Here is a 15,935-nt window from a genome sequence, read left to right on the forward strand (position 1 = left end):
GCCGTTGAACATGAGAAACGGGCCGCGTACATCCGATCTTCCGGCACCCGAATCCGGAAACCCGTCCGCCCGTTTCCGATTGGGAGAGGTGCTTGTGAACATCAGCGAAACCAGTGCGCGTGACCGCCTTTGCGAGGCTCTGCGGGAGCGCGAGGAGGAGATCGCGGACCGGTGGGTCCGGCTGCAGTTGGAGCAGGCGTCGGTGCTCGGCTCGGACATGAGCGAGCAGGAGGTGCGGGAGGAGGCGGACCTGCTCATCTCCGCCCTGGCCGCCGGCCTGGCGAGCGATACGCCGGTGGAGCGGCTGGTCACGTCCCGCAACGAGCTGCGGCAGACGGTGATAGAGCTGTCCCTCCGCCGGGCGCGGGCGGGCGTCTCGCCGACCGCCACCTCCTTGGCCGTGCTGTCGCTCAAGGAGGCGCTGCTCTCCGCGGTCCAGCACACCACGCGCGACTCGGCCGACCTGTTCTCCGCCGCGATCCTGATCAACCGGCTGCTGGACGCGGCCGGTGTGCTCTCCTTCGAGACGTACGTGGAGGGGCGCGAGGAGATCATCCAGCGGCAGAGCCGGCAGCTGCTCGAAGTCTCGACGCCCGTCGTACGGCTGTGGCGGCACGTGCTGGCCGTGCCGTTGATCGGCACGCTGGACACCGCGCGGACGCAGGTGGTGATGGAGAGCCTGCTGCAGGCGATCCAGGACAACGAGGCGCAGGTCGCCATCATCGACATCACCGGCGTACCGGCCGTGGACACCGCCGTCGCCCAGCACCTGATGCACACGGTCAACGCCGTACGGCTGATGGGCGCCGACTGCGTCATCAGCGGGATCCGGCCGCCCATCGCGCAGACGATCGCACAGCTGGGGATCGACCTGTCGACGATTCTGACGAGGGGGACCCTGGCGGACGCCCTGGCGGCGGCGATCCGGCTCACCGATCAGCCCGGCGTCGACCCGGCTTCGGCCTCGGCCCGGTCGGTGAGCGCGTGACCACGCACCGCGCCACGGGCGTCCCCATCCTGCGGCTCGGTGACGTGCTGATCACCGGGCTGCTCAACGAGCTGGACGATCAGTCGGCGGTGGCCTTCACCGACGAACTCACCGAGCGGATCGCCGCCGACGGCGCCCGCGGGGTGCTGATCGACATCTCCCGCCTGGAGATCATCGACTCGTTCGTGGCGCGCACCCTGATGGAGCTGGCCACCATGGCCCGTCTGCTGGGAGCGCGGGTCATCGTGGCGGGGATGCGGCCGGCGGTCGCCATCACCCTGGTCGAACTCGGGCTCCAGCTGACCGGTGTCGAGACCGCGCTCAACGCGGAGCAGGGCCTGACGGCCCTCGGCTGGCACCGCATGTCCCATGCCCCATCCCCCGGCGGGAGGTCCTGAGTGACGTTCCACGGTGAACGGCTGGCGCCGGGTGTCGAGCTGGTACCCCAGCGGGGCCCGGTGACCGAGTCCGCCGGCAGAGGCCGGCCCACGCCCCGCACCGACGAGGCCCGGACCGGTGACGCCCGGACGACCGGTGACGGCCGGACCGGTGACGGCCGGACCAGTGGCGCCCGGACCGGTGACGCCCGCGCCGCCGGCGTCGGCGCCGCCGACCCGCAGGCCGCCGCCGCTGATCCTCCGCCCGGCGCGGCCCGCTACCCCGTCGCCTCGGAGGAGGACCTCCTAGACGCGCGCCACGCCGTGCGCGCCGCCACGATCGCGGCCGGTTTCGGGCTCGTCGACCAGACCAGGATCGTCACGGCGGCCAGCGAACTCGCCCGCAACGCCTACGTACACGGCGGCGGGGGCACCCTGGAGATCCAGCTCGTCGCCACGTCGGGCCGGCGCGGTCTGCGGCTCACCGTCCGCGACCAGGGCCCCGGCATCCCGGACGTGGAGAAGGCCCTCGCCGACGGCTTCACCACGGGTACGGGGCTCGGCCACGGCCTGGGCGGAGCGCGGCGGCTGATGCACGAGTTCCAGGTGCACAGCGCCCCGGGCGGGGGCACCACCGTCGTCATCACCCGCTGGAACGACCGCTGATGTCCGTCACCACCCACATCCGGGTCGACCACTACAGCGCCGTCCAGCTCGCGGCCTCCACGGCCCGCCGGACGGCGCTCGACCAGGGGCTGGCCGGCGCCCTGCCGGACCGGGCGGCCGTCCTGGCGAGCGAGCTCGCCAGCAACGTGGCCCGGCACGGCCGCAACGGGTCGCTGTACCTGCAGCCGCTGCCGCTGCGCCGGGGGGTGGAGATCCTCGCCGTGGACCGGGGCCCGGGCATGGCCGACCCCGAGCGCTGCATGACCGACGGCTACAGCACCGGCGGCTCACTCGGCTCGGGCCTCGGAGCCGTACGCAGGATCGCCGACGAGTTCACCCTCCGTACGAAGGAGGGCAGCGGGACGCTGGTGTGCGCCCGGCTCGGCGAGCCGGGCGCCGACGACGGCCGGGCGGCGGACGGGACACCGGCCGTCGGGGCGGTACGCGTCCCGGCCGACGGCGAGAACGCCTGCGGGGACGCGTGGGGCGTGGCGATGACCGACGGTGCCCAGACGGCCCTGGTCGTCGACGGCCTGGGCCACGGTGCCTCCGCCTCCGAGGCCGCGGAGCTCGCCGTGCGCACCTTCCACCGCGACCCCGGGCAACCGCTGCCGGAGCTGCTGCGGGCGATGAACCGGGCGCTGCGGCACAGCCGGGGCGCCGCGGTGGCCCTGCTGCGCCGGACGGCGGACGTGCTGGAGGTGTCCTCCGTGGGCAATGTGCGCGGGCTGCTGCTGACGCCGGGCGGCGTACGGCGGCGCTTCGGCGGCCAGCCGGGCGTCGTCGGCTGGAACATGCCGGACCCCCGGGTGCAGCGGATCCCCGCCGAGCCCGGCACCGTATCGCTCCTGCACAGCGACGGCGTCGACGCCCGCTGGGCGGACTCCCCCTCGCCCTTCCTCACCGCGCTGCCCGCCCCGCTGCTCGCCGCCGCCCTCGTGCACGCGCACCGGCGCAGCAGGGACGACGCGACCGTCCTGACCCTCGGCCCGGCACGGAGGGACACATGAGCGAGAGACCGATGAATCCGCAGACCACCACGCACCACTCGCTCGCCGGGCTGCGCACCACGCTGCGCCGCCTCGCCCACCGGGCCGGTCTGTCCGTCGAGACGCGCTACCGGCTGGCGCTGTCGGTGACCCGGGTGGCGGCCGCCGAGCTGCAGGCCGGGCGGCCGGTGTTCCTGGAGACGGTGCCCCCGGGCCCGGCCGCGTCCGACGGCGAGGGCCGGCTGACCGTACGGCTCCACATGCCGCACGCGCCGCACCGGCCGGCCCTGGACGGGCTGCCGCTGCCGGCCGAGCGGCTGCCGGGGCCGGCAGCCGTATGGCGGGTGCCCGCGGCCTCCCCCGGTTCCTCCGGTTCCTCGGCGGCGGAGCCGTCCGGTGACGGTCCGCCGGGGCTGGTGGAGCTCCTGGAGGAGGAGCTGGGCGCGGCGGTCGACCGGATGGACGCGCTCGCCGCGGACCACCAGCGGCTCAAGCACGAGCTGGCCGAGACGAACAGCGGCGTGCTGGCCCTCTACGTACAGCTGGAGGAGCGCGACGAGCAGCTGCGGCAGGCGCACGGGCGGATACTGCGCCAGCTGGAGGACGCGCTGCGCCCGCCGCCGGTACGGGTGCCCGGCCTGGAGCTGGCCGTGCACTACGAGCCGGCGGAGAAGCACGCCCCGACGGGCGGCGACCTGTACGACTGGTTCGTCCTGCCGGACGGCACGGTGCACATCACGGTGGTGGACGCCCTGGGGCACGGGCTGACCAGTACGCGCAGCGCGCTCAACGTCACCCATGCCGTACGGACGCTGGCGCTGGAGGGGCATCCCCTGGAGTCGATCGTGGCCCGCACGGACGAGGTGCTGGCCACCTTCGACCACGAGCTGATGGCCACGGTGCAGCTCGTCCGGCTCGATCCGGCGAGCGGCGAGCTGGTGATGGCCAACGGCAGCCATCCGCCCGCCCTCCTCGTACGGGCGGACGGCGAGACCCGCCTGCTGGAGGTACGCGGCCGGGGCATCGGCTTCCCGCTGCCGGGCAGCGAGCGGCTGCTGCGGGACCGGCTGGACCCCGGCGATCTGCTGGTGCTCTACACGGACGGGCTCACCGAGAGCCGCCGCGACCCGCGCGAGGGCGAACAGCGGCTGGCGAAGGCGGCGCGGAACCACCGGCACCGGCCGATAGAGGAGATCCCGGCCGCCATCGCCGACGAGATGCACACGGTGATCCTGCACCCGGACGACACGGTGGCCCTCACCGTCCGGCGCGCGGGCGGCAGCCCCGGGGGTTGACCCGCGGTGGTTAACCCCCGGGGGCCGGGTAGGCGAGAAGGTGACGCGAGGAGGAGCCGCCCATGTATGTCATGGAGTCGCCGCCCGGCGACAGCACCTCGGTCCGCACCGTGACCGCCGGTTTCCTGGCCGAGCACTGCCCGTGGGCCGACTGGGACGCCGTACAGCTCGTCGTGACGGAGCTCACGGCGAACGCCATGCGCCACACCCAGGGGTGGTGGCGCCTACGGCTGCGCGCCGAGGCCGACGAACTGTGCGTGGAACTCGACGACGGAAGCACCCGCGCCCCGGAGGTGCGGGCGCCGGACTTCGCCGGGGGCGGAGGCTTCGGCTGGCCCATGGTGCTGAGCCTGGCCGGCCGGGTGCAGGTCTGGCGCCACGCGGGCGGCAAGACGGTCCGGGCGGTGTGGGCGCGGCCCTGACGAGCGCTGTGCCCCTGGCAAAGCGCCGCGGTCCTGCCGAAAGGACCGCGGCTCTGAGACACACACAGGTAGGCCACAGACGGGCAGGCCACAGACGGGTACGCCACACACGCGTAGGCTCCGAGCCGCTCGGGCCCGGAGCCTACACGCCACTCCACCTCACTCCACTGCCAGCAGGCCTTCCCGGAGCCGTGCGGTGATCCGCGCCAGCAACCGCGACACATGCATCTGCGACACACCCAGTTCGGCGCCGATCTGGGACTGCGTCATCTCCTCCACGTACCGCATCCGCAGGATCTCGCGGTCGCGCTCGTCGAACTCCTCGATGAGCGGCTTGAGCGCCTGCACGTTCTCGACGAGATCCAGTTCCTTGTCGGGCTCGCCCAGCCGGTCGCCGAGGGTCTCCGAGGCGTTGGCGTCCCCCGCGTCGTCCAGGGGCAGGTCGAGTGAGCCGGCCGAGTAGCCGTTGGCGGCGACGAGACCCTCGATGATCTCGTCCTCCTCCATGCCCAGGTGGGCGGCGAGCTCGGCGGGCGTCGGCGAGCGGTCGAGCTGCTGGAACAGCACGTCGGTGGCGCGGGCCAGGTCGATGCGGAGCTCCTGGAGCCGGCGCGGCACGTGGACCGACCAGCTGGTGTCCCGGAAGAAGCGCTTGATCTCACCGACCACGCACGGCATGGCGAAGGTCGTGAACTCGACCTCGCGGCTCAGCTCGAAGCGGTCGATGGCCTTGATCAGGCCGATGGTGCCGACCTGGATGATGTCCTCCATCTGGTCGGAGCGGCTGCGGAAGCGCGTGGCCGCGTACTTGACCAGGGACAGGTTGAGCTCGATGAGCGTGTTGCGAACGTACTGGTACTCCTCCGTGCCTTCCTCCAGCACGGCCAGCCGTTCGAAGAACTGCTTCGAAAGTTCCTTCGCGTCCCTCGGAGCCACCTCGCCGGGGTTCGGCACGTCCGGCAGCTGGGTCGTCGGAGCGTCGGTCCCCGTCGAGATCGTGGTCGCCATGGACACTGCACCCTCCCTATTCGTCTCCTACGGTCGCAAGGCCCGGGTACCCGGGTAACCCGAGTGCACGCCTCCGAATCCGGTCAAGCCCTGGAAAAGCCAAAGGGGCCGCTTACGCCGACGGCGCAAACGACCCCTTCCTCTTGACGCAGGGGGCCACACCGGCCGTTACGGTCGGCCGATTGACGGAGCGTCAGCTCCAGCTGGCGTGCAGCGGCTTGCCCTCGGCGTAACCGGCGGCGCTCTGGATGCCGACGATGGCCTTCTCGGCGAACTCCTCCAGGGAGCCGGCACCGGCGTAGGTGCAGGAGGAGCGGACGCCCGCGATGATCGAGTCGATCAGGTCCTCGACGCCCGGACGGGTCGGGTCGAGGAACATGCGCGAGTGGGAGATGCCCTCCTCGAAGAGCGCCTTGCGGGCCCGGTCGTACGCGGACTCCTCGCTCGTGCGGTTGCGGACGGCGCGCGCGGAGGCCATGCCGAACGACTCCTTGTAGAGGCGCCCGTTGGCGTCCTGCTGGAGGTCGCCCGGGGACTCGTACGTACCGGCGAACCAGGAGCCGATCATGACGTTGGACGCACCGGCGGCGAGCGCCATGGCGACGTCACGCGGGTGGCGGACACCGCCGTCGGCCCAGACGTGCTTGCCGTACTTCTTCGCCTCGGCGGCGCACTCCAGCACGGCGGAGAACTGCGGGCGGCCCACGCCGGTCATCATGCGGGTGGTGCACATGGCGCCGGGGCCCACACCGACCTTGATGATGTCCGCGCCGGCCTCGATCAGGTCGCGCACGCCCTCGGCGGCGACGATGTTGCCCGCGACGATCGGGACGTGCGGGTCCAGGCCGCGTACGGTCCGGATCGCGCTGATCATGGACTCCTGGTGGCCGTGCGCGGTGTCGATGACGAGCGTGTCCACGCCCGCGTCGAGCAGCTGCTTGGCCTTGCCCGCCACGTCGCCGTTGATGCCGACGGCGGCGGCGATGCGCAGCTTGCCCTTGGCGTCGACGGCCGGGCTGTAGAGGGTCGCGCGCAGGGCACCCTTGCGGGTCAGGATGCCGGCGAGGCGGCCGTCCTTGTCCACGGCGGGGGCGTAGCGGCGGTTGTGGTGGTCCAGCGTGTTGAACGCCTCGCGCGGGTCGATGTCCGCGTCGAGGAGCAGCAGGTCCTTGGACATGACCTCGGAGAGCTGCGTGAAGCGGTCCACACCGGTCAGGTCCTGGTCGGTGACGACACCGATCGGGCGCTGGTCGGCGTCGACGACCACACCGGCGTTGTGCGCGCGCTTGGGCAGCAGCGACAGCGCGTCGGCGACGGTCTGGTGCGGGTCGAGGACGATCGGGGTGTCGAGCACGTGGTGGCGGCTCTTGACCCAGGAGATGACGTCGGTGACGACCTCGATCGGAATGTCCTGCGGGATGACGACGAGGCCACCGCGGCGGGCGACGGTCTCGGCCATCCGGCGGCCGGCGATCGCGGTCATGTTGGCGACGACCAGCGGGATCGTGGTCCCGGTCCCGTCGGGGGAGGACAGGTCGACACCCTGGCGGGAGCCCACGGCCGAGCGGCTAGGCACCATGAATACGTCGTCGTACGTGAGGTCGTACGGCGGCTTCAGGTCATTGAGGAAACGCACGTGCTGAACATCCCAGTCGTTCGGAGTTGGCCCCCGGGCATTTCAGCCGGGGGGAAAACGCACGTACTTCATTGTCCCATGGCGCCGCCGGTATCGACCCCAGGCGAAAGCTCCAGGCCACGCCAGGTGGACTGGTAGCTTCCTACGAGAGCGTCGCCGTGCGTCCGCTACGCGTCCGGGTCGGCGCGGTCCAGGGCCGGCCGCGGGCCGGGGGCGAACTCCGTGAGCAGGTAGTCGGCGGCCGAGGTGTCCGTGACCAGGCTGGTGACCAGCCCGGAGCGCAGGACGGCGCCGATCGCCGCGGCCTTGCGCTGGCCGCCCGCGATGGCCACCACCTCGGGGATGCGGCGGAGCCGGTCGGCCTCGACCGTGATGCACCGCTCGCCGAGGTCGCGGCCGACGCGGCGGCCGTGGGTGTCGAAGAGGTGGGCGGACATCTCGGCGGCGACACCGAGGGAGGCGTAGTGGGCGCGCTCCTCGTCGCTGAGCATGTCGTGGACGGTGGAGATGCCCGGCTCCCAGGAGCCGATGGAGACCGCGGCGACCGTCACCTTGTCGAAGTACTCGAAGGCGCGGGCGATGCCGGTCTGGCTGCGCAGCGCGGCGGCGGTCGCCGGGTCGGGCAGCAGCATCGGCGCGTAGATCGGGTGCGCTTCGCCGCCCGAGACCTGGGCGGCACGGCGTACCGCCTCGACCGAGCCGCGCTCGGCGGTGCCGGCGTCGTACACCCCGGTGAGCTGGACGACCGTGCAGGGCGGCAGCCGGTCGAGGGCGGCCGCCATGTGGATGGTGGAGCGGCCCCAGGCCAGGCCCAGGACATCGCCCTCGTTCACCAGCTCGCCGAGCAGGTCGGCGGCGACCTCGCCGAGGTTCTCCGGGTCAGGCGACTCGTCCTCGCCCTCGGGCGGCGACTCCACGACGACCGCGTGGCGCAGCCCGTAGCGGGCGCGCAGCGCGTCGGAGCGCTCCGCGTCGAGCTCGGCGGGCACGCGGATCTCGATCCGTACGAGATCACGCTCCAGGGCGGTCTCCAGGACCCGGGCGACCTTGAAGCGGCTTACGCCGAACTCCTCCGCGATCTGGATCTTGGATTTGCCCTCGAGGTAGAAGCGGCGGGCCATGGCCGCCGCCTGCACCAGCTCCGCGGGTCCCATCCGCAGGGCTGGCCGTCCCGCCGACATTGCAGACACCGCGATCTCCTCACTGCTGTTCGCACTCCGGATTGCCATCCTTGCAGATCCGGCGTTCCTTGATCAGTCCTGTTGGTTTGCGTTCACCGGGCCGTTGCTCAAGCCGGACCGGGCTCAGTGGGCGCAGGCCCAGGCGGCGGACGCGGTGGTCCGCTCCGCCCTGTCGCGCAGCGCCCGTACGGCGGCGGCCGGGTCCTCGGCGCCGTACACCGCGGAACCGGCGACGAAGACGTCGGCGCCGGCCTCGGCGCAGCGCTCGATGGTCGACTCCGAGACGCCGCCGTCGACCTGGAGCCACAGCTGGAGGCCGTGCTTGGAGATCAGCTCCCGGGTGCGGCGGATCTTCGGCAGCATGATGTCCAGGAAGGCCTGGCCCCCGAAGCCCGGCTCCACCGTCATGATCAGCAGCATGTCGAGCTCGGGCAGCAGGTCCTCGTACGGCTCGATCGGCGTCGCGGGCTTCAGCGCCATCGACGCCCGCGCCCCCTTGGCCCGGATCTCCCGCGCCAGCCGCACCGGCGCGGCGGCCGCCTCCACGTGGAAGGTGACCGACCCGGCGCCCGCCTCCACGTACTGCGGGGCCCAGCGGTCCGGGTCCTCGATCATCAGATGGCAGTCCAGCGGGGTGTCCGTCGCCCGGCTCAGCGACTCGACGACCGGAACGCCCAGGGTCAGGTTGGGCACGAAGTGGTTGTCCATGACGTCGACGTGGAGCCAGTCGGCGCCTTCCACGGCCTTCGCCTCCTCGGCGAGACGCGCGAAGTCGGCGGACAGGATGCTGGGGTTGATCTGTGCCATGAGCCAAGCCTGCCACGTCTCATGGGGTTTCCTTTACCCGATGCCCGACCGGGTCTCGGCAGACCGGGCACACAAGCCGCATTCCCGGCGCAATCGTCCCGCCCTCCGTCACGCCGTACGCCGCAGCAGCGCCAGGTACATCGCGTCCGTGCCGTGCAGATGCGGCCACAGCTGTACGTCGGGGCCGTCGCCGAGCGCCGGGACGCCCGGCATCAGGGGCCTGGCGTCGATGAGCTCGGCGCCGCCGTGCTTCTTCAGGACGTCGTCGACGACGATCCGGGTCTCGGCCAGGTGCGGCGAGCAGGTGGCGTAGCCGACCACACCGCCGACCCGCGCCGCCCTCAACGCCTCGGTGAGCAGGGTACGTTGCAGCGGCGCGAAGCTGTCGAGGTCCTCCGGGCGCCGACGCCAGCGCGCCTCGGGGCGGCGCCGCAGCGCGCCCAGGCCCGAGCACGGCACGTCGACGAGGACGCGGTCGAAGGAGCCGGGGCGCCACGGCGGACGCGTGCCGTCGGCGGCGATCACCTGGTACGGGCCGGGGTTCCCGGTCAGCGCCCGGTCCACCAGGCGCGCGCGGTGCGGCTGCTTCTCGGAGGCGAGCAGCGCGGCGCCGCGCTCCGCCGCCAGCGCGCCCAGCAGGGCCGCCTTGCCGCCGGGGCCCGCGCAGCCGTCGAGCCAGCGCGCGTCGGGGCCGTCGAGCGGGGCGTTGGCGAGGGCGATCGCGACGAGCTGGCTGCCCTCGTCCTGGACCCCGGCGCGGCCCTCGCGCACGGCGTCGATCGCGCCCGGCTCGCCGCCCTCGGCGAGCCGCACGGCGTACGGGGACCAGCGCCCCGGCAGCCCCGCCTCGTCGCCGAGCACGTCCAGCAGCTCGGCCGTGGTGGAGCGGCCCGGGCGGGCCACCAGCGTGACCTCGGGCCGCTCGTTGTCGGCCTCCAGCAGGTCCTCGATCCCGGCGCGGCCGCCGCCCAGCGCGTCCCAGAGCGCCGAGACGACCCAGCGCGGGTGCGAGTGCACGACCGCCAGGTGGTCCTCGGCGTCCTTGTCGTACGGCGGGGCCACCTGCTCCAGCCAGGCGTCGAGGTCGTGCTGCGCGATCTTCCGCAGGACGGCGTTGACGAACTTGGCGCGCCCGTCGCCCAGCACCACCCGCGCCAGTTCCACGCTCGCCGAGACCGCCGCGTGGGTGGGGATGCGCGTACCCAGCAGCTGGTGCGCCCCGAGCGAGAGCACGTCGAGGACCGGCGGGTCGACCTCGCGCAGCGGCCGGTCCACGCAGGCCGCGATGATCGCGTCGTACGTGCCCTGCCGGCGCAGCGTCCCGTACACCAGCTCCGTGGCGAGCGCCGCGTCGCGCCCGTCGAACCCCTCCTTCTCGCGCGCCTTCTTCAGCAGCGGCGGGAGGACGAGGTTGGCGTACGCGTCCCGCTCGTCGACCGCGCGCAGCGCTTCGAAGGCCAGCATGCGTACCGGGTCCTTCTTGGGGCGGCGGTACGGCTTGGACGGACGGCGACGGGACTGCTCGCTCAAAAGGTGCTCCGCTTTTCGGGCTTTTCAGGCTTTCCGGTGAGGCTGGGTCCCTCGGGTCGGACCCCTTTCAGCCTACGCCGCCGCGGGGCCCACCTTCTCGCCCGGGGCGATCCGCACGCCCCGCGCCCAGTCGGCGCCGCGCATCGGCTTCTTGCCCTGCGGCTGCACCCACAGCAGCTCGACGGCGTGGGAGCCGGTGCCGACGTACACGTTGTTCTTGGCGGCCGCGAGCTCGCCGGGGGCGAGGTCCGTGCGGTCCGGGACGAGGGCCGCCTGGACGACCTTGAGCCGCTCGTCGCGGAAGACGGTCCAGGCGCCGGGCGCGGGCGTGCAGCCGCGTACGACGCGGTCGACGCGGAGCGCGGGCGCCGCCCAGTCGATGTGCGCGTCCTCGACGGTCAGCTTCGGGGCGAGGGTGATGCCCTCGGCCGGCTGCGGCACCGCCTTGAGGGTGCCGTCCTCGATGCCGTCCATGGTGGCCACGAGCAGCCCGGCACCGGCGAAGGCGAGGCGGGTCAGCAGGTCGCCGCTGGTGTCGGTGGGCCGTACCTCCTCCGTGATCACCCCGTACACCGGTCCGGAGTCCAGGCCCTCCTCGATCCGGAACGTCGACGCGCCGGTCACCTCGTCCCCGGCCATGATCGCGTGCTGTACGGGCGCGGCGCCGCGCCAGGCCGGCAGCAGCGAGAAGTGGAGGTTGACCCAGCCGTGCGCGGGGATGTCGAGCGCCGCCTTGGGCAGCAGCGCGCCGTAGGCGACGACCGGGCAGCAGTCCGGCGCGATCTCCCGCAACCGCGCCTGGAACGCCTCGTCGCGGGGCCTGGCCGGCTTGAGGACCTCGATGCCCTCCTCCTCGGCGCGCTGGGCGACGGGGCTGGCGACCAGGCGGCGCCCGCGCCCGGCGGGCGCGTCGGGCCGGGTGACGACGGCGGCCACCTCGTGCCGGTCCGAGGCGATCAGGGCGTCCAGGGCGGGTACGGCGACCTCGGGGGTGCCTGCGAAGACGAGCTTCATCGGTGGCTGACTGCCTGTCTGTTGGAGGCGGTGGTGGGCAACGCACCAGTCTAGGTCGTGTCCGCGGGGGGCGTACGCAGCCCTGTGCGCCCCGCGCATATGCGGATACGCCTCTTCAGCGTGACCCCGACCGCAGGTGGAGCGTTGGTCAAGCAGAGATTGACCGAAACGGGCCGCCCCGGTGCCCCCGGTGCGGCCCGACCCTTTTCAACGCCGGTTCGAGAGGCTTGTAAATGGCCGACCACGCAACCCACGACGCCCAAGCCCGGGCAAGCCTGCACCTGTTGGTGCGGGACATCGAGCGGGTCCGCCGGCAGGTGGACGCACTGCGCACGCTCACGGCCCAGCTGGGCAATGTGTACCGCCCGCGGCGATCCGGCCCGTCCACGGGCTTCGTCGTCTACGGCAGGGCCCCGGCCCCGACCGTCCGGCTCGCCCAGGAGCTGCGGGACAGCGTCGAGACGCTGGTCACCGCGGCGGTCGACTTCGACCGCTCGCTCGGGTTCTCGTGGGACGCGGTGGGCTCGGCGCTCGGGGTCACGAAGCAGGCGGTCCACCGCCGGTACGGCTCCCGCAGCCGCCAGCCGGCCGCGCCGGAGCAGGACCGCGCCCCGGAGCCCGGCGCCACCCGCACGATGCCGGTCGTGCCCTCGGTTCCCGCGGCCCGCTCGATGCCGCCCCAGCCGACGGCCGGCTCGCTGCGCGAGGAGCCCCGCCCGAGCGCGTTCCCCTCGCCGCGCAACGGCTGACCCACCCAACGGCTGACCCGCGCAACGGCTGAGCCACCCCACCGCCGAGCAGCCGCTCCGGTCATCCGGCCCCCGCCCCCGCGGACTTCGCGAGGCGGGGGCCGACGTGGCTCTCGGGGCGGGGGCCGACGCCGCTCGTGCCGCAGCCGGTGTCCGCGGCCCTCACCCGATGTCCGGCGGGTCCACCCGGACCCGTACCGGATCGCCCCCACCGCGTGCCAGCCGGGCCGCCTGCGCCGCCTTCAGCGCGGCGGCCAGCGCCGCCCCGCTGCCCGGCGGCACCCGCAGCAGCGCCCGCTCCCATACCTCGCCGGGCGGGGGGTCGCCGGGGCGCCTCGGGGCCCCGGGTGGCGGGGGCGGCAGTGGCACCGGCCCCAGCACCTCGGTCTCGTGCGGCAGCTCGGCCGCCGCCAGGAACGCCGCCACCGCCTCCGCGCGCCCCGTCACCGCCGCCATCCGCGAGACCGGCGGGAAGCCCAGCTCCGCGCGCTCGGCGAGCTCCCGCTGGGCGTGTCCCACCGGGTCCCAGCGGACCAGCGCCTGCACCGGCCGCAGCGTCGGCTCGGCCACGACCACCACGGTGCCGCCCTCGGCCTGCCCGCGCACGAGCGAGGCCGCGTCGATCCAGCGCCGCAGCGCCTCCTCGCCCGCCCGCAGGTCGGGCCGCCCGAGCATGGCCCAGCCGTCGAGCAGCAACGCCGCGGCGTAACCGCCCTCGGCGACCGGTTCGGCGCCCGGGGTGCTCACCACCAGCGCGGGCCGCGCGGGCACGGTGTCCAGGATGTGGTCGCGCCCCGAGGTCCGTACCGGAACCGCCGGGAACGCCCGGCCCAGCTCCTCCGCCGTACGCCGCGCGCCCACCACCTGCGCGCGCAGCCGCAACGCCCCGCACTCCAGGCAACTCCAGTCCGGCGCGCCGCGCCCGCACCACCCGCACCGCAGGTCCCGCTGCTCGGGCGCCTCCAGCGGGCCCGCGCAGTGCCGGCAGCGCGCGGGCGTACGGCACCGCTCGCACGCCAGCCTTGGTACGTAGCCCCGGCGCGGCACCTGCACCAGCACGGGGCCGGTCTTCAAGCCCTCGCGTACGGTCTGCCAGGCCAGCGAGGGCAGCCGCGCGGCGCGGGCGGCCTCGTCGCGCGCCAGCTCCCCGTCCCCCACGGTCCGTACGAGTGGTGCGGCGGCCCGCACCTGCTCGCGGGGCGCCAGGAGGGGGCGGGCCCAGCCGGTCTCGACGAGCTGCGCGGCCTCCACCGTGCAGCTGGTGGAGCCCAGCAGGAAGCCGCACTTGTCGTGGGCGGCGCGCAGCAGCAGCACCTCGCGGGCGTGCGGCAACGGCGCGTGCGGTTCGCTGTGGCTTCCGTCCCCGTCGTCCCACAGGGCGACGAGGCCGAGGTCGGCGACCGGCGCGAACATCGCCGCGCGTGTCCCGACGACCGCGCGCACGGCGCCGCGCCGCACGGCGAGCCACTGCGCGTACCGCTTCTCGGGGCCCGCCTCGGCGGTGAGCAGCGCGTGCCGCCCCTCCCCCAGCACGACCGTCAGGGCCGCGTCGACCCGCGCGGCGGCCCGCCCGTCGGGCACCACGACGAGCGCGCCGCGCCCGGAGGCGAGGGTGGCGGCCACCGCGCGGGCGAGCTCATCCGCCCAGTGGGGCCCGGGCAGCGCGTTCCACACGGCCCGGGGTGCGTCCCCCTGGGCCAGCGCCCGCAGGAACGCCGGGCCCTGCGCGTACCGCTCCCAGGTCCCCGGCTCCGGCAGGGCCGGGGGCGGCAGCGGCGCGGGCGACGACCGGGCCTCTGCGCGGGCGTTGCGCGGCGGGATCGCGAGCTGGAGCACGTCGGCGAGGCTCCCGGCGTACCGGTCGGCCACCGCCCGCGCGAGCCGCAGCAGCTCGTCGCTCAGCACCGGCTCGGGCGAGACCACGTCGGCGAGCGCGGCGAGCGGCCCGGAGTAGTCGGACTCGGCGCGCCGCTCGATGAGGAACCCGTCGATGAGCCGACCGCCCTCGCGCCGCCCGTCGCGCACCTGATGGGACCCGGCCCCGAACCGTACCCGCACCCGCACACCCGGCCGCGCGACGGCGTCGAGCTCCTCGGGCACGGCGTAGTCGAAGAACTGGTCCAGGTGGAGCACGCCCTTGTTGACCACCACCCGCGCGACGGGCAGCTCCTTGGCCAGCGCGGCCCCCCGCCAGGTCCGCGGCTTGGCCCGCGGCACCTTGGCCCTGCGCACGGTCTCGCGTATGAGCGCGAGCTGCTCGGGCGGCTCGGCCGCCCCCCGACCGCCGCCCTCCGGCTTCCCGTTGTCGCTGCTCACAGCCCCATTCCTACCAGAGCCCACTGACAACGCCCGCCGCTGTCAGTGGCATGGGCTTGGATGACGCGCGTGACCGTCTACGACACCGCGAGGCTGCTGCCCGCGATACCCGTGCTCCGCGACCACTGCCGCGCGCTCGCCACGCTGGAGGCGATCATCCGCGCGGACGACCCCTGCTTCCGGCGGTACGCCTTCGACGCGCGCTGGTCCCCGACCGAGGAGCTCGCCACCATGAGCACGGGCTGGGGTGACGAGTACGCCATCGTCTTCTCCCCGGCCGGCGCCTGGATCCGGGGGTTCGACCACTTCTCGCCGATGAGCCCGTACGTCGACGACGCGGTGTGGCCCGGAGTCGTCGACGAGGTCCCGGAGGTCTTCCGGCACCATCTGGAGGACCCCGCGTTCTGCGACGCCGAGGGGTTCCCGGTCGTGACGGCCTGCCTGTGGCGGACCGCCGGCGACGACGCCTGGCGCACGGGCACGATCGACTTCCCGGAGAACGACAACGACGGCGAGGACGCGGACGGCGCGGCGCTCCTCTTCCAGCACCTGACGGACCGCTCCGCCGAGGCGTACCGGGAGTTCGCCGTGGAACGCCACCAGGTGCCGGTCGACCTGGCGGCCGTAAGCCATGTGCTGGCGCTGCGGCCGCTCACCGAGGAGGTGGTCGGGGCCCTGCGTCCGGACCGTACCCTCGCCGACCTGGCCGACGACCTCGCGACCATCGGCTACCCCGCCGATCCGCGGGCCGGCTCCTGAAAACGCCGGAGTCCGGCACCCTCGCGACGAGGGGCCGGACTCCGGGGTGCTTCTTCGAAGGGCTTACAGGCCCGCGGCCGTGCGCAGGGCGTCGACGCGGTCCGTGCGCTCCCAGGTGAAGTCGGGGAGCTCGCGGCCGAAGTGGCCGTAGGCGGCCGTCTGGGAGTAGATCGGGCGCAGCAGGTCGAGGTCGCGGAT

16 protein-coding genes are annotated in these 15,935 nt (G+C 73.8%); 8 read left to right on the forward strand and 8 right to left on the reverse strand.

Annotation, left to right across the window (positions count from 1 at the left end):
* The first annotated feature begins 94 nt into the window (after positions 1-94).
* From ACZ42X_RS31825 to ACZ42X_RS31850, 6 genes are all read left to right on the forward strand, one after another.
* A complete protein-coding gene (locus ACZ42X_RS31825; RefSeq protein ID WP_468297433.1) occupies positions 95-988 on the forward strand; it encodes an STAS domain-containing protein in 894 nt (297 codons plus the stop codon).
* Complete coding sequence (locus ACZ42X_RS31830; protein WP_468297436.1) at positions 985-1,386, forward strand: STAS domain-containing protein; 402 nt, start codon at positions 985-987, stop codon at positions 1,384-1,386. Before ACZ42X_RS31825 ends, ACZ42X_RS31830 begins: the two co-directional genes overlap by 4 nt.
* The gene (locus ACZ42X_RS31835; RefSeq protein WP_468297439.1) at positions 1,387-2,031 is read left to right on the forward strand and encodes an ATP-binding protein; all 645 of its coding nucleotides are present in this window, start codon (positions 1,387-1,389) and stop codon (positions 2,029-2,031) included.
* A complete protein-coding gene (locus tag ACZ42X_RS31840) occupies positions 2,031-3,041 on the forward strand; it encodes a SpoIIE family protein phosphatase (RefSeq protein ID WP_468297442.1) in 1,011 nt (336 codons plus the stop codon). The genes ACZ42X_RS31835 and ACZ42X_RS31840 overlap by 1 nt, the downstream gene beginning before the upstream one ends.
* Positions 3,038-4,315 (forward strand): PP2C family protein-serine/threonine phosphatase, encoded by a 1,278-nt coding sequence (locus ACZ42X_RS31845; RefSeq protein ID WP_468297444.1) that lies wholly within the window; start codon positions 3,038-3,040, stop codon positions 4,313-4,315. Before ACZ42X_RS31840 ends, ACZ42X_RS31845 begins: the two co-directional genes overlap by 4 nt.
* Positions 4,316-4,377: 62 nt before the next feature.
* Positions 4,378-4,737, forward strand: coding sequence for an ATP-binding protein (locus ACZ42X_RS31850; RefSeq protein ID WP_468297447.1), 360 nt, complete (start codon positions 4,378-4,380; stop codon positions 4,735-4,737).
* A 159-nt stretch (positions 4,738-4,896) separates the two neighbouring features.
* Here ACZ42X_RS31850 and ACZ42X_RS31855 read toward each other — a convergent pair whose 3' ends face one another.
* The 6 genes from ACZ42X_RS31855 to fmt all read right to left on the reverse strand — a co-directional run bounded on the left by ACZ42X_RS31855 (position 4,897) and on the right by fmt (position 11,913).
* Entirely contained in the window at positions 4,897-5,745 is an 849-nt protein-coding gene (locus tag ACZ42X_RS31855; RefSeq protein ID WP_468297450.1) for an RNA polymerase sigma factor SigF, read from the reverse strand.
* Positions 5,746-5,938: 193 nt separating this feature from the next.
* Positions 5,939-7,381, reverse strand: coding sequence for a GuaB1 family IMP dehydrogenase-related protein (locus ACZ42X_RS31860; RefSeq protein WP_468297453.1), 1,443 nt, complete (start codon positions 7,379-7,381; stop codon positions 5,939-5,941).
* Between the two features lie 167 nt (positions 7,382-7,548).
* Entirely contained in the window at positions 7,549-8,562 is a 1,014-nt protein-coding gene (locus ACZ42X_RS31865; protein ID WP_468297481.1) for a sugar-binding transcriptional regulator, read from the reverse strand.
* Between the two features lie 123 nt (positions 8,563-8,685).
* A complete protein-coding gene (gene rpe / locus ACZ42X_RS31870) occupies positions 8,686-9,369 on the reverse strand; it encodes a ribulose-phosphate 3-epimerase (protein ID WP_468297456.1) in 684 nt (227 codons plus the stop codon).
* A gap of 108 nt (positions 9,370-9,477) precedes the next feature.
* Complete coding sequence (locus tag ACZ42X_RS31875; RefSeq protein WP_468297459.1) at positions 9,478-10,899, reverse strand: RsmB/NOP family class I SAM-dependent RNA methyltransferase; 1,422 nt, start codon at positions 10,897-10,899, stop codon at positions 9,478-9,480.
* A gap of 72 nt (positions 10,900-10,971) precedes the next feature.
* Entirely contained in the window at positions 10,972-11,913 is a 942-nt protein-coding gene (gene fmt, locus ACZ42X_RS31880) for a methionyl-tRNA formyltransferase (protein ID WP_468297462.1), read from the reverse strand.
* A gap of 233 nt (positions 11,914-12,146) precedes the next feature.
* Between fmt and ACZ42X_RS31885 the strand changes: the two genes are divergently transcribed.
* Entirely contained in the window at positions 12,147-12,662 is a 516-nt protein-coding gene (locus ACZ42X_RS31885; protein WP_468297464.1) for a hypothetical protein, read from the forward strand.
* Between the two features lie 162 nt (positions 12,663-12,824).
* On the opposite strand, the gene ACZ42X_RS31890 is transcribed toward ACZ42X_RS31885, so the two are convergent.
* Positions 12,825-14,978 carry a primosomal protein N' gene (locus ACZ42X_RS31890; RefSeq protein WP_468297467.1) on the reverse strand — a complete coding sequence of 718 codons (2,154 nt, stop codon included), beginning with the start codon at positions 14,976-14,978 and terminating at the stop codon, positions 12,825-12,827.
* Between the two features lie 60 nt (positions 14,979-15,038).
* On the opposite strand from ACZ42X_RS31890, the gene ACZ42X_RS31895 reads away from it, so the two are divergent.
* Entirely contained in the window at positions 15,039-15,737 is a 699-nt protein-coding gene (locus tag ACZ42X_RS31895) for a hypothetical protein (protein WP_468297470.1), read from the forward strand.
* Positions 15,738-15,800: 63 nt separating this feature from the next.
* Here the strand turns inward: ACZ42X_RS31895 and ACZ42X_RS31900 are convergent.
* A partial coding sequence (locus ACZ42X_RS31900; protein WP_468297483.1) for a methionine adenosyltransferase domain-containing protein occupies positions 15,801-15,935 on the reverse strand: 135 nt, incomplete at its 5' end.

It is taken from the genome of Streptomyces sp. NPDC030862, assembly GCF_055571835.1.

What these genes read in the sequence shown, in the direction of transcription:
- ACZ42X_RS31840 (WP_468297442.1), top strand. Translation starts at nt 2,031, where the DNA reads ATGTCCGTCACCACCCACATCCGGGTCGACCACTACAGCGCCGTCCAG.
- ACZ42X_RS31845 (WP_468297444.1), top strand. Translation starts at nt 3,038, where the DNA reads ATGAGCGAGAGACCGATGAATCCGCAGACCACCACGCACCACTCGCTC.
- ACZ42X_RS31850 (WP_468297447.1), top strand. Translation starts at nt 4,378, where the DNA reads ATGTATGTCATGGAGTCGCCGCCCGGCGACAGCACCTCGGTCCGCACC.
- ACZ42X_RS31855 (WP_468297450.1), bottom strand. Translation starts at nt 5,745, where the DNA reads ATGGCGACCACGATCTCGACGGGGACCGACGCTCCGACGACCCAGCTG.
- ACZ42X_RS31865 (WP_468297481.1), bottom strand. Translation starts at nt 8,562, where the DNA reads ATGTCGGCGGGACGGCCAGCCCTGCGGATGGGACCCGCGGAGCTGGTG.
- rpe (WP_468297456.1), bottom strand. Translation starts at nt 9,369, where the DNA reads ATGGCACAGATCAACCCCAGCATCCTGTCCGCCGACTTCGCGCGTCTC.
- fmt (WP_468297462.1), bottom strand. Translation starts at nt 11,913, where the DNA reads ATGAAGCTCGTCTTCGCAGGCACCCCCGAGGTCGCCGTACCCGCCCTG.
- ACZ42X_RS31885 (WP_468297464.1), top strand. Translation starts at nt 12,147, where the DNA reads ATGGCCGACCACGCAACCCACGACGCCCAAGCCCGGGCAAGCCTGCAC.
- ACZ42X_RS31895 (WP_468297470.1), top strand. Translation starts at nt 15,039, where the DNA reads ATGACGCGCGTGACCGTCTACGACACCGCGAGGCTGCTGCCCGCGATA.